The organism is Mesorhizobium sp. P5_C1, assembly GCF_054049815.1.
Window position 1 is genome coordinate 1 of sequence record NZ_JBFULQ010000127.1, and the last position, 12,979, is coordinate 12,979.

Below are 12,979 nucleotides of genomic sequence, written 5' to 3' on the forward strand. Positions count from 1 at the left end.
CCTCTGTCCTGCCGGACATCTCCCCCGCAAAGGGGGGAGATTGGCAGCTTCGCCGCTGCTGTCCGTCGAGAGCTGTCGCGCCCCTCGATGCTTATAGCTCACCCCTTCTTCGCGAAGGCCCAGACCATCAGCGGGTATTCCTCGTCGTTGCTGAGATCGCGCCACAGGCCGTAGGCGCGGACGGGGCCGCCGATGTGGGCCCTGGCGCAGGCCTTGTTGCCCCAGCCGTGGACCTTGACGCTGGCTTCGGAAAAACCTCCTTCGACCATCAATTGCTTGAGGCCGGCGGGGGTCCACCGGTTGTAGTCGTGCGGCCTGGCGTGGACGCGGAACAGGAAGGGTGTCGCCACCATCGCCCAGCCTCCGGACCGGGTCATGGCGTGGATGTTCTGCACCGCCGCCAGCGGCCGCCGCACATGTTCCAGCACCTGGTCGGCGATGACGATCGAATATTGCTCGTCGGTGCGGTCCTTGCAGATGTCGAAGGCGGGGAAATCGACGCAGCGGTAGTTGGGACACATCGCCCGCCAGGTGCGGTTCCAGCCGGGCGAGATCTCGATCACGTCGGCGGCTTTGCGGTTTCCGGCTTCGAGGAAGACGGTGAACGCCTCGATCTGGCGGATGCGCAGCCAGTTGCGGGAATCATAGCCAAGCAGGCGTTTGGCCACCTGTTTGCCGCGGTTTTTCAGGGTGCCGGCAAGGCTTGTCGTCGTCACATCGACCTCCTCCAAAACCCGCCGCGAGAAGAATCTTAGACTGAGAACCGCGCAAAAGAATGACATGGTGCCGAAGCTGCCAATCTCCCCCCTCGAGGGGGAGATGCCCGGCAGGGCAGAGGGGGGGTGTGAAGGAACGCCAGCCTTTGCGATTTCCTAAAAGCAAAACACCAAAATGATTGCAGGTCGGCGGGACAGCGCCCCCCTCTGTCCTGCCGGACATCTCCCCCWCGAGGGGGAGATTGGCAGCTTCGGCCTTTGCGCCAAACAAGTGAGACATCCCATGACCGATTCCCGTGCCCGCGATATCCTGTCCCGCCAGTCCGAGCTCGAGAGCGAGCGCAGCCAGTATGAGGCGGTGTGGGAGCAGGTGGCTGAGTTCTGCGATCCCGATGCGCCCGACATATGGGGCGGCCGCCGTGGCGGTGGGGCGGATTCGCAGGCCGAGCGGCAGGAGCGGCGGGGCGCGCGGGTCTACGCCAACACCATCAACTCGGCCGCCAACCGGCTCGCTGCAGGCCTCGAAAGCCTGATCATTCCGCAGTCGGAAAAATGGCACGGCCTGTCGACCGCCGAAATGAACGACGAGGAGACCGACGAGGAAATGGAATGGGCGGAATCCCTGCGCGATTTCCTGTTCTCGTTGCGCTACTCGGCCAATTCGAACTTCGTGCCGGCGACACAGGCCTGCCTGCGCAATGTCGTGCGCTATGGCCCGGCCTATCTCTATGCGGAGGAAGGGTTTGGCTCGACGCTGATCCGCTATGCCTCGATCCCCGTAGTCGAGGGCTATCTCTCGCGCAACCGCTGGGGCCAGGTCGACATCTTTCACCGCCGCTACGAGCGCACTGCGCGGCAGGCGGCGCAGCTGCTCGGCTATGAAAAGCTGCCCGCGCGCATCAAAATGCTGGTCGACGATCCGGCCAAATGCGAGACCAAGATCTCGCTGGTCCAGTGCATCCAGCCGCGCGACGAGCGCAAGATGTATCGGCTCGGCGGCCACACCCAGTATCTCGACACGGCGTTTGCCTCCTACCATGTCATCGAGGACGAGGAGGAGATCGTGCGGGAAAGCAGCTTCCGCACCTTCCCGGTGTCGACGTTCAACTGGCGCCGCTACGAGGGCGATCCGTACGGCGTCTCGCCGACCATCGAGGCGCTGACGACCGTGCGTGAGGAAAACGCCGTGCGCCGGTCGGGCTTGCGCGCGCTGCAGCAGATCACCGATCCGGCAACCGCCTCGAAAGCCCGGCTCGACTATGTGCCGGTGCTCAATCCCGGCGAGAACTATCCCGGCCTGATCGACGACAATGGCCGGCCGCTGATCGCGCCGATCTCGACCGGGCAGAACCCGACCTATGCCTTCAACTATGCGCAGAGCCGCGCCGACGAGATCCGCGACATGATGTTCGTCAACCTGTTCCAGACACTGGTGCAGAACCCGCAGATGACGGCCACCGAAGCGCTGATCAGGCAAGAAGAAAAGGGCGCGCTGCTCGGGCCCTCCGGCTCGATCATCCAGGCCGGCTTTGCCACCAATCTCGACCGCGAGCTCGGCATTCTCGAGGACAAGGGGCTTTATGACGAAGACAGCCGCTTCCTGCCGCCGGCGAGCCTCGCCGGCAAGGCGGTGCGGCCGACCTTTACCGGCCCGCTCGACGTGCTGCGTCGCTCGGCCGAGGCGCGCGACACCATCCAGGTGGTGACGACGGCCATGCAGATGGCGCAGTTCGATCCCGGCGTGATGGACAACATCGACAGCGACGAGGCGATCAAGATCGTGCAGGGCGCCGGCCGCAGCCCGCAGCGCATTTTCCGCCGCAGGCAAGAGGTCGACAGCCTGCGCGATGCCCGCGCCAAGGCAAGCCAGGCCCAGGCCGGCATGGCGGCGATCGCCACAGCCGGGAAGGCGGCCAAGGATGCCGTGCCGGCGGCCGTGCAGGCGCGCGACAGCGGGCTGCTCGACGGGTTGCAAGGCATGCTGCAGGGCCAGGCCGGGTCGGCTGGTGAAGGCGTACAAGGAACATCGGGCGCGGCGGCTGGTCCGGACGCGGCGGGTGGCGGCGCATGAGCCACAAACGCTTCGCCCATTCCGCGCAGGCCGGCGGCCCAACCAAGGCCCGTGAGGCGCTGGCCAAGGCGTATCTCAGGGTGTTTTCCGGCGCCGACGGCGAGATGGTGCTGGCCGACCTCGCGGCGACGGTCGGCTACTACAGGCGCCCGTCCTATGGCGAATGGATGGCGCGGACCCGTACGCCCAACGGCTTCGAACTGCACAGCGCGCTCAGCAATGCACGCGCCGAGGTGGTGCAGCACATCATGGGATTTCTGACGCTGGACGAGGCGCAGCTGGTGGCGCTGGAGAAGGCGGCAAGGTTGGAGGAGAGGTAGGGACGCTCAAGCTGCGTCCCTCTCCCCGTTCACGGGGAGAGGATGCCGGCAGGCAGGTGAGGGGCGGTGCCAGCATTTCGCAACATGGCGCTGCCCGTCCTTCGGACCCCCCTGCCGGGACCTTCTCCCCGTTGAACGGGGAGAAGGGGCTAACGATCAATAGTCGCCGTTATAATACCGGTCGTCGCAGGGGGCGGTGTAGATGCGGCCGTCGCGGTCCTGGTAGCGGCACATCTGTTCGCCGCGGCGTTGCGGTTGCGGGGTGGTGGCCGAGCCGACGACCGCGCCGAGCAGGGCGCCGCTGGCCGCGCCGATGACCGTGCTCTTGGTGTTGCCGCCAATGGCCTGGCCGACGAGGGCGCCGCCGGCGCCGCCGATCAGCGCGCCGGTTCCGGCTCTCTGCTGGCCTTCGGTCTGTGCGCAGCCTGCAAGTGCTGCAGTCATCAGCACGGCGGCGATGGCTTTGTGAAAGTTCATATGAAGTCTCCCTTGAATGCCTGAAATCCCTATGGCTCGCCACGTGCCGCCGCATTGCGGCGGAACGGGGGCACCGGGCCTCACGATATAAGACAGGGTTTCTCGGGCGTTGATGGATCGAGGCCCGAAAACACCTCATGCGAACAAGGCGGTAGCGCCGATCCTTGTCAGAATGATTCAGCCTTTGCCGGTTCGGCCTGGCTGCGCCCGGCCCTTCGCTATCGCTCCGGGCGTTCGTCGTTTGGAAAGCCAAGCAATTGGCTTCCCATGCGCTGCGCGCACCACTCCTCACTCAAACAATGGAGACATACCAATGACCCGAGGTCTTCCCCGCACACTTGTCCGCGCCGCCGCCCGCGAGGCCGGCCTTGCCCCGCCGAAAGCCGGCCTGAAGGCCGTCACATCGGGGCAGGGCGGCGCTTTCCGCACCGTCTTTTCGTTCAGTGCCATGCCGGTGCCGGTCACCGACGCGCTGGCCTATGCCAGCCAGAAGATCTTCGACTTCGCCGACGGCAAGGTGCGCATCACGGGTGGCACGGCAAGATTGCAGTTCGCCGTGCTGACGGCGCGCGCGGCGACCGTCAACGACAATGCAGCACTCACCTGGTCGCTCGGCTCGGCGCCGGCATCGAGCGCGACACTGGCCTCGACCATGGTCAATGTGCTCGCCGCCACCGCTCGCACGCTCGACGGCGCCGGTGCGGCACTCTCCACCGCCTCGACCGCCGACATCGCCGTCGCCGCGACGCTGGATGGCACCATCACGCCGGTCGATCTCTATCTCAACTTCGCCTTGCCCACCGGCACCGATATCGATGCCGATGGGACGATCGCGGTGACCGGGACGATTACGGTGCTGTGGGAGAACTGGGGGGATAACGCCTAGGGCATGCCGATATTCCGGCGAGGCCGGCCTACAAACGGCGGTCTTCTGCGCTTCCGGTGCTCACGTACCCAAACGTACGCTCCGCTCCGGTTCTCGAAGCCCACCATTTTCGGCTCGGCCTGACCGGAATCTCGACACGCCCTGAGCCAAAACATGGGCGATTGACGTAAGCGGCGATGACGGCCGATCTCCCCTCTCGTGGAGGGAGATTGGCAGCTTTGCCGCCGGCTCTTTTCTAACCCCTCACAAAGGAACATCACATGACAGATCTGGCAGACGCCGGGTCCGTGGCGGCGCGTGCGCAGCCGGCGGGCAACCCGGTACGATCACCGGCTGGTGCGGACAACGGGTCCGCCGCGCCTGTCGTCCAAAGTTGGTTTGACGGTCTTTCCGAAGGCAACCGCAAGCTCGCTGAAACCAAGGGTTGGACCAAGCCTGAAAGCCTCGATCGGGTTTTCACATCCTATGCGGAGCTGGAGCGGCAGCAGGGTGAGAGCCTGCGCATTCCCCAGCCCGACGCATCCCGGGAAGACTGGGACCGGTTTCATGCCCGGCTGCCCGAGGCGATGCGTCCGGTCACCTCGTCCGAAAAGGTCGAGTACCGACGCCCGGAAGGGTTGCCGGAAAACTTCGCCTATTCGGACGAACTCGCCCAGGCGTCCAAGGCCTGGGCGGTCGAAGCCGGTGCCTCGCCGAAGACCGCGCAGGCCTATCACGACAAGTTCGTCGGTTACATGGCCGAGCAGGCAAAAGCACAGGAGATCGCGCTCGCCCGCTCGGTCGAGGCCACCCATGACGACCTTGTCAGGGATTGGGGGCCGACCGACAGCGACGGCTTTCGCCGGAAGCTCGAGGTCGCCAACCGGGCCATGAAGAAGCTCGGCCTGGTCGACGCCTACAAGGCGAAGGGCATCCTTCTGCCTGACGGGGCCTTGACCGATCCGCAGATCGCCAAGGCGTTCCACGCCATCGGCGAGGCGATGTTCACGGAAGACACGATCGACGGCGGTGCTGCTTTCAGCGGAGGCAATCCGTTCAAGCGCAACGCCGCCGGCGAACGCAACATTTCGGCGATTTCAGCCCTCGTCAAAAGCGACCCCGCCCGTGCCCGGAGGCTGGCCCGCGAAGCCGGTGAGAACCCGGATCGGTGGATGCCGAATAATCCTCGCTGACTTTGAGAGATCACCGCTAACCAACGCAAAAGGAAGAGAAAAATGGCAGATGYCTACACCCGTATCGCGGACGCGATCGTTCCGTCCGTCTATGCGCAATATGCGTTCGAGGAACATGTCCAGTCGCTCGAAATCTACCAGGCCGGAATCCTGTTTTCCGACCCGGCCATCGCCTCGAAACTGTCGATGGGCGGCCGCTCGGTCGACATGCCCGGCTGGAAGGATCTCGGCAACGACCCGTCCGAGCCGGTCAATGACGATCCGGCCGATTCGATCGAGATGAAGAAGATCGGTTCGCGTCGCGAGGTCGCCGCCCGCAATGTCCGTGCCCAGGCGTGGGGCGTTCCGGACCTGACCTCGATCCTGGCGGGTGACGATCCGCAGAAGCTGATCGTCAAGCGGCAGACCGAGTACTGGCAGCGCGCCAACAAGCTGACCTTGCTCGGCATCCTGAAAGGCGTCGTCGCCGACAACATCGCCAATGACGGCAGCGATCTGGTGCGCACCACCGGCGCCTCCATTGTCGACACCGACATCATCGAGGCCGCCTATCTGATGGGCGACCGCGCGGACAAGTTCAAGACGCTCTGGATGCACTCCAAGCAGATGAAGGCGCTGAAGCTCGCCGACCTCATCGACTATGTGCCGTCGTCGCAGCAGGGCGGGCCGCTGATCCCCTACTACATGGGGCTGCGCGCCGTCGTCGACGACGACATTCCCGTGGTGGCGGGCGTCTACACCGCGTTCATGTTCAAGGACAAGGCGATCCTGTGGAACGAGCTGCCGGTCAACACCGAAGGCGGGCCGCTGGAGTTCGACCGCAAGCCGCGCCAAGGCCATGGCGGCGGCGTCACCGAAATGGTCGGCCGCCGGCATTTCGTGCCACATGTTCCCGGCACCCGCTTCCTCGACGCCGCCTCGGCCGGCGAGTTCGCCACCGATGCGGAACTCGCGCTGGCGGCCAACTGGGACCGCACCGCGTCGAGCGTCAAGGCGATGACGTTCATCGCGCTGAAGACGACCGAGGCCTGATCAAGAGGGGCGGGGGCGACGAGCTCCCGCTCCCTGCACGAATAGTCGAATTGTCATGGGTGACGTAACTGTTTCCTTGCCGAGGGCAGCTAGAATGGCGGTCTACTGCGGTGCGAGAACATTAATTTGAACTGGTTCCTTCCTGCCATCATCATAGGCCTTGTCCTGTCCGCGCCGTTTCAATTGTACGGAGGCCATCTTCTCGGAGAGGAAATCGAGGTTGACCCTCCAAGGGGCAATTCCCTGTACTCGATGCTCTATTCAATCTCGAGTTGGGCAAAGTATGGCGCTCTCAAGCGACAGGCCGACCGGGGCGATCGTTTCGCCTGGTGGTGTTTGCTCTTGTTCGGCTTGCAGCTGGTATGGTGTGCTCTCGTAGTCTTGGCGTTGTTCTCCAGCCCGATTTGGCACAGGTGGCTAATCTGACAGGCTGTAGCCCGCCAGCTCCAAACTCTCATCGACACAAAATCCCAAGCCGCTTCGCAGCGGCTTTTTTCATGCCCGAACTATCCCGATCAACATCCTTCACGGAGGCGCTGACCCCATGGCCATCACCCCACTCGATATCGCCAACATGGCGCTTGCCGTGCTCGACGAGGCGCCGATCGACAGTCTCGACCAGGACGTCAAGGCTGCACGCCTCATCAACCTGCATTTCGACCTGACACGGGAGGCGGAGCTGACCAAATATGCCTGGGTGTTCGCGATCCTGCGCGCCACGGTCGCGGGCTCGGACACCGGCGGCGACGCGTCCAGCTTGAACTTCGCCTACGAGTTGCCGGCCGACTGCCTGCGGCCGCTGCCGCCGACCCGCAATGGCGAACCGGATGGCGTGCCAATCTCGTGGCGGCAGGAGGCTGACCTCATCTACAGCGACCAGCCCGGGCCGCTGGCGATCCGCTATGTCGCCAACCTCACCGATCCGAACGACTGGGACGCGCTGTTCACCGAAGTGCTGGTGGCGGCACTTGCCATCAAGGTGGCGCATCCGCTGACCCACAAGTCGGGCATGATCGACATTGCCCGCTCGGCCTACGACCGGGCGCTTGACGCCGCGCTCAACGCCAGCGCCATCCAGCGCGGCGGCCGCTCCTACACCGCGTCCTGGGCGTACCAGCGCGGCGACAACCGGGTCGCGCCCGGCGACAGCAGGATCTTGCGCTGATGACGACGCTCTATCCGGTCCAGGACGTCTTCACCCGCGGCGAGATCTCGCCGCGCCTGCATGCGCGCGCGTCGCTCGATTTCTATCGGGCGGCACTGGCCAAATGCGAGAACTTCGTCACGCTGCCGCATGGCGGCATCCGCAAGCGTGGCGGCACCTACTTTGCCGGCGAGGTGAAGATTTCGACGAAGAAGACGCGGCTGATCCCCTTTATCTTTTCGGCCAACCAGGCCTACGCGCTTGAATTCGGCGACCTCTACATCCGCGTGTACGCCTATGGCGCCCGCGTCGGCACGGTCGAGGTGGTGACGCCGTATCTCGAGGCCGACCTGTTCAACCTCCAGTTCGTGCAATCCGCGGACCAGATGTGGATCACCCATGAGACCTATCCGACCAAGGTGCTGACGCGCACCGCGCAGACCGCATGGGCCCTGAGCGACTACCAGTTCCTCGACGGTCCCTATGACCCGATCAATGCCACGGCGACGGCGCTGGTCCCGTCCGACTACGGTTCGCTGACGCCGCCGATGACATCCAACGTCGCGCCAAGCGGCACGGTGTCGGGCTTTGGCGGGTCCGTGGACGCGTGGAAAGTGTTCGACAAGGACAGCGTCAGCCACGTTGGCACTGTCGGTGATACCGGTTCCGTCACCTACCGCACGGCCGGCGGCGCGCAGGTCATCGTCGAAAACTACACGCTGACCGCACGCTCGGGCGGCACCCAGGACAGGACGCCGACGAATTGGGTGCTCGAAGGGTCGAACAACGGCACGACTTGGGTGGCGCTCGACACCCGGACCAGCGAGATCGCCTGGAACGCCGGCGAAACCCGCTTCTACGAGTTCGTCAACAAGACCGGATTTGAATACCATCGCTTCACCTGGAAGGCGATCGACGGCGCCACCGATGTCGACTTCGCCGAACTGACCTTCAATCGCGCCGCCGCCAGCCAGACGCCGTTCAACCTGACGGCCTCCTCCACCGTCGGCGTCAATGGCGGCACCGGGTTCCAGGCCAGCGATGTCGGCCGCGCTGTCCGCCTGTTCGGCTCGGACGGGCGCTGGCGTTGGGCCAAGATCATCGCCCGCACCAGCACCACCGTGGTCACCATCCAGCTTTATGGCTTCGCTCTGCCTGACCTCGGCCCGATCACCCGCTGGCGGCTCGGTACCTTCGTTCCCGGCAAGTATGTCCAGTCGGGCTCGCTCTATGAGGAACGCCTGGCGTTCAGCCGGAAATTCTCGGTCTATGCCTCGGCCACCGGCGATTTCGACAATTTCGCGCTGGGCGAGAAGGACGACGACGCGCTGGAGTTCGTGCAGGCCGGCGGCGGCCAGGCCAACGACATCGTCTGGATCGCCGAATCCGACGGCGCGCTGCTGATCGGCACGTCGGGCGGCGTGCGGGCCCTGTCGGGCTCGGGCATCGACGAGGCGCTGACGCCGACCTCGTTCAAGAACCGGCGTTCGCGCACCTTCGGCTGCGCCCGCATCCGTCCGGTCGATGCGGGCCAGTCGTTCCTCTATGTCACACGCTCGCGCAAATCGATCGCCGAGCTGACGCAGACCGCGCAGAGCCGTTTCACCTCCGATGATGTCGGCCAGATTTCCGAGCATATCCCGAAGCTTGGCGTGGTAGAACTGGCCTTCCAGACCGACCCTGATCCCCTGCTGTGGTTCCCGCTCGGCAATGGCGAGCTTGGCGGTTATACCCATCAGCCATCGCAGGAAGTCCGAGGCATGCACCGGCATCGCCTGGGCGGCGACTTCGGCGGATTGGGACGGGCGGTTGTCGAAAGTGCCGTGGTGACGCCGGGCCAGAACGGCAACGACGATCTCTGGCTGGTCGTCAAGCGCACCATTGGCGGCGCCACCAGGCGCTTCATCGAGATCAAGACCGCGCCCTTCGAATATGGCGCGATCGGCGACGCCTTCGAGGTCGATTGCGGCCTGACCTATTCCGGCGCGGCGGTGACCACGGTGGGCGGCGCGCTACATCTCGCCGGCCAGTCCGTCGATGTACTGGCCGGCGCAAAGGTCTATCGCGGCCTGACGGTCAGCAGCGGTGGCACCGTGACCTTGCCGGCGGGGTCGGCTGCATCGGCCAAATGGCAGCTCGGCCTGCCTTATGCGGCGGGCGCCGACACGCTGGAGCTCGATGTCGGCGGCCGCGACGGCTCCATCATCGGCCGCCGCAAGAAGGTGGCGAAAGCGATCCTGTCGCTGCTCGAGACCGACACCACCGGGCTCGAAGTGCAATCGCTCATGCGCGGCCGCTGGGAGCCGGTGCGCATGCCCTCGATCGTCGCGCCGGATGGCGGGGCAACGCTGTTCACCGGCAATGTCGAGGTGCCGATCGACGACAGCTGGGAAGGGCAGGGAAGGGTGAGGATCCGCCACGTCAACCCGACGCCCTGCACCATCCGCGCCTTCACGCCGGTGTTCGACGCGGAGCCTTAGCGGCGAGGCGCAAGCCGAAGGTTGCATTCCCGCTCACCCCCCTCTGGCCTGCCGGCCATCTCCCCCGCAAGGGGGGAGATCAGACGGCACCCCTGCCTTCGCCAATCGCCAACGTTGTAGGCGCAGCGGCAACGTCTGAACTGCCAATCTCCCTCCTTGCGGGGGAGATGGCCGGCAGGCCAGACGGGGGTGCTGTCCCGTCGGCGTTGATCCTTTCCGCTTCGCGGATCGCCCCCTCACTCCCCCAAAAGGACCCCCAACCAATGACATCCCCCCATGCCGAGCAACTCGGCAGGGCGCGGACGGCTGCCGAATTCGCTGCCGTCATCGCCTTGCTTGACACCGACCTCAACGACGCGCGTCGCCGCAGAGCCGAGCTGGCGCAAGCCGAGGACCGCGCGGTGTTCGGCGATGGCGACCTTGCCGCCGCGCGTGCCGCGATCGACGGCTGCAACGCGGCAATCGCGCTTTTGGAAAAGACCATCGACGCCGCCGGCAAGCGCGGCGCGGAGGTCGCGCAGAGCGAAGCCCGCGCCGAAATCGCAGCGCTCGGCGACGAGATCAAGGCGAGGGCGGCCCTGCTCGGCGAGCGCTGGTGCTGCGTCCACCGGCTGGTCGAAGAGCTGCGCCAGCAATTGTTCGAGGCCGATGCGCTGGCCCGCGCCATCGCCACCGCCAACGGGCTGTTCGACGCCGCCGGCGTCGCCGATTTGAAGGTGAACCTGACCACCACCCGCCGCACTGCGATGGCCGGGCCGCGTGCCGCTGTGCCCGCCCGGCTCAGCCGGCCGGCGCTGCAGGCCGACAGGCTCCTGCTGACCTTCCTCAGCCCCGGCGGCGCGCTCGACCCGCGCCCGGCGCTCGGCGCGCCGGTCAAGCGTCCCGAAGTCAGGCCCCCCGACGTCAGGCGTCCCGGTGGCGTCAAAAGCCAATTCCTTCCCGCAACCAAACCCTTGGGCGAACGAGGCTGAACCATGTGCACACTCGCTCTTCTCGGCACCGCTCTTTCGGTCGGCGGCGCGCTGGCCGAGGGCCGGCAGTCGAAGCAGATGGCCGACGCCCAAGCCAGGGCCTACGAGCAGCAGGCGCGGGCCGACGCGCAAAGCGCCGCCTTCGAACAGGGCCAGGAGCGCCACAAGCAGGATCTCCTGCAGGCGCAGGCGCGGGCCCTGGCCGGCGCTTCCGGCGTCGGCACGGCCGGCTCGCCGGCCGAGGTGCTGGCGGCCAACGCCGGGCAGGGCCAGCTCGACCTCAAGGCGATCCAGTACAGCTCGCTGCTGCGCCAGAACAATCTCGGTACGCAGGCGGCCATTTCGCGCTTTTCCGGCAAGCAGGCGGTGGCGGCGTCGATCTTCAACGCGGGCCGCAGCCTCGGATCGAGCCTCTCCGGCCTCTACGACCCGACCAGGGCGGTGACCTTCGGCAAGGGCGCCTTCCCGCCGCCACCGGGCGGCTTTTCCACCGGGGGTCTCTACTGATGGCGACCATTCCTCTCCAAATAGCCCAGCGCCGGCTCGAGACCGGCAATGCGGTGCAATACCCAAACGGCTCGCAGGTCGGCCGGGCGATGCAGGGTTTTGGCGACGAGCTTTCCGCCGTCGCCGAGCGCTACCGGCAGATGAAGGAGCGGCAGGACGCGTTCGACGCCGAGATCGCGCGCCGCCGCTTCAACGGCCGCATCGCGCAGGCGGAAGACGAGGTGACGGCCAATGCGCCGGCCGATGGCGCAGGCCTGCATGACGCCATGTACGGCCAGGTCGATCCGCGCACCGGCCGCGTGGTCAAACCAGGCCTGTTCGACACGCTGTTCGACGATGCCTTGCCGACCATGCCCGAAAGCCAGCGCGCCGCTTTCGCCAGCCAGAAGGAGGCGATGCGCGCGCCCGGCTCGCTGCGCATGGCCGCAAGGCAGCAAGGGCGGCGTGATGATTATGAGCTGGCCGAGTTGACCGAGGTCGACAACATCTCGACCAGCGCGATCGCAAAGAGCAATCCGAACGACATCGGAAGTTTCGAAGCGATCCGGCAGAGCGGCTTCGACCTGATCGCCAAGATCGGCAACCCGCTCATCAGGCAGGCGGCGGAGGCCACCTGGCGCGGCAACACGGCCAAGGCGTTGGTCCATGCGATGATCGCGCAGGATCCGAAGCGCGCTGCCGAGATGCTAGGCACGGCGCAGGCTGGAGGCCGGACCAAGGACGACAGCGCCGAGGCCGTTGGTGCAACCAGCTCGACACCGCCGGATGGCCAGACAGCCGCCGTATCGCTCGACGCCATTACCCATTTGGCGCCAGGCGATGTTGCCGCGCTACTCGATCAGGCCAACACGGCGACCGCCGCGCAGTTGGTCGATGCCCGCGCCAAGGTGCAACTCGCAGAGCAGAATGCGCCGGCGGTCATCGCCAGCACGGGTCAATATCCCGAGGAGAAACCAACCGCACAGGATTTCGTCAACATCTACGGCGCAGGCGAGGGCGCGGCCCGTTTCCAAATCTTCAATCTAACGACCGGCCTCGCCGAAGCATTCTTCAAAATGCGCCGTGMGCCAAACCAGGCGATCCATGCCGAGCTTCGGGATTTTGAGCCAGGTCCTGATGGCTCGCCGGAACAGCGCGAGCAATACGAGATTAAGGCTGGCGCGGCGCAATTGGTGCTGGGCGCCAGGCGCGACGACCCTGTCG

At 65.7% G+C, this 12,979-nt stretch carries 12 protein-coding genes; 10 read left to right on the forward strand and 2 right to left on the reverse strand.

Going from position 1 to position 12,979, the window contains the following annotated elements:
* Positions 1 to 98 precede the first annotated feature (98 nt).
* Complete coding sequence (locus ACXJ7R_RS12920) at positions 99 to 716, reverse strand: class I SAM-dependent methyltransferase (protein WP_457152171.1); 618 nt, start codon at positions 714 to 716, stop codon at positions 99 to 101.
* Positions 717 to 999: 283 nt separating this feature from the next.
* Between ACXJ7R_RS12920 and ACXJ7R_RS12925 the strand changes: the two genes are divergently transcribed.
* Both ACXJ7R_RS12925 and ACXJ7R_RS12930 read left to right on the forward strand, forming a co-directional pair.
* Complete coding sequence (locus ACXJ7R_RS12925) at positions 1,000 to 2,787, forward strand: portal protein (protein WP_457152172.1); 1,788 nt, start codon at positions 1,000 to 1,002, stop codon at positions 2,785 to 2,787.
* A complete protein-coding gene (locus ACXJ7R_RS12930; protein ID WP_457152173.1) occupies positions 2,784 to 3,107 on the forward strand; it encodes a Bbp19 family protein in 324 nt (107 codons plus the stop codon). Before ACXJ7R_RS12925 ends, ACXJ7R_RS12930 begins: the two co-directional genes overlap by 4 nt.
* Positions 3,108 to 3,263: 156 nt before the next feature.
* Here the strand turns inward: ACXJ7R_RS12930 and ACXJ7R_RS12935 are convergent, their stop codons facing one another.
* On the reverse strand, positions 3,264 to 3,584 hold the full coding sequence (locus ACXJ7R_RS12935) for a YMGG-like glycine zipper-containing protein (RefSeq protein ID WP_095091384.1): 321 nt from the start codon (positions 3,582 to 3,584) through the stop codon (positions 3,264 to 3,266).
* A 313-nt stretch (positions 3,585 to 3,897) separates the two neighbouring features.
* On the opposite strand from ACXJ7R_RS12935, the gene ACXJ7R_RS12940 reads away from it, so the two are divergent.
* From ACXJ7R_RS12940 to ACXJ7R_RS12975, 8 genes are all read left to right on the forward strand, one after another.
* Complete coding sequence (locus tag ACXJ7R_RS12940) at positions 3,898 to 4,470, forward strand: hypothetical protein (protein WP_457152174.1); 573 nt, start codon at positions 3,898 to 3,900, stop codon at positions 4,468 to 4,470.
* A gap of 260 nt (positions 4,471 to 4,730) precedes the next feature.
* A complete protein-coding gene (locus tag ACXJ7R_RS12945; protein WP_457152175.1) occupies positions 4,731 to 5,642 on the forward strand; it encodes a hypothetical protein in 912 nt (303 codons plus the stop codon).
* A gap of 42 nt (positions 5,643 to 5,684) precedes the next feature.
* Positions 5,685 to 6,674, forward strand: coding sequence for a Coat protein (locus ACXJ7R_RS12950; protein WP_457152176.1), 990 nt, complete (start codon positions 5,685 to 5,687; stop codon positions 6,672 to 6,674).
* A gap of 544 nt (positions 6,675 to 7,218) precedes the next feature.
* Positions 7,219 to 7,839 (forward strand): hypothetical protein, encoded by a 621-nt coding sequence (locus ACXJ7R_RS12955; RefSeq protein WP_457152177.1) that lies wholly within the window; start codon positions 7,219 to 7,221, stop codon positions 7,837 to 7,839.
* Positions 7,839 to 10,298: a hypothetical protein gene (locus ACXJ7R_RS12960; protein ID WP_457152178.1), complete on the forward strand. Its 2,460-nt coding sequence runs from the start codon at positions 7,839 to 7,841 to the stop codon at positions 10,296 to 10,298. The genes ACXJ7R_RS12955 and ACXJ7R_RS12960 overlap by 1 nt, the downstream gene beginning before the upstream one ends.
* A gap of 263 nt (positions 10,299 to 10,561) precedes the next feature.
* Positions 10,562 to 11,269 carry a hypothetical protein gene (locus tag ACXJ7R_RS12965; RefSeq protein WP_457152179.1) on the forward strand — a complete coding sequence of 236 codons (708 nt, stop codon included), beginning with the start codon at positions 10,562 to 10,564 and terminating at the stop codon, positions 11,267 to 11,269.
* A 3-nt stretch (positions 11,270 to 11,272) separates the two neighbouring features.
* The gene (locus ACXJ7R_RS12970; protein WP_457152180.1) at positions 11,273 to 11,776 is read left to right on the forward strand and encodes a hypothetical protein; all 504 of its coding nucleotides are present in this window, start codon (positions 11,273 to 11,275) and stop codon (positions 11,774 to 11,776) included.
* The coding region (locus tag ACXJ7R_RS12975; RefSeq protein WP_457152181.1) for a hypothetical protein at positions 11,776 to 12,979 on the forward strand (1,204 nt) is incomplete at its 3' end. The genes ACXJ7R_RS12970 and ACXJ7R_RS12975, both read left to right, overlap by 1 nt.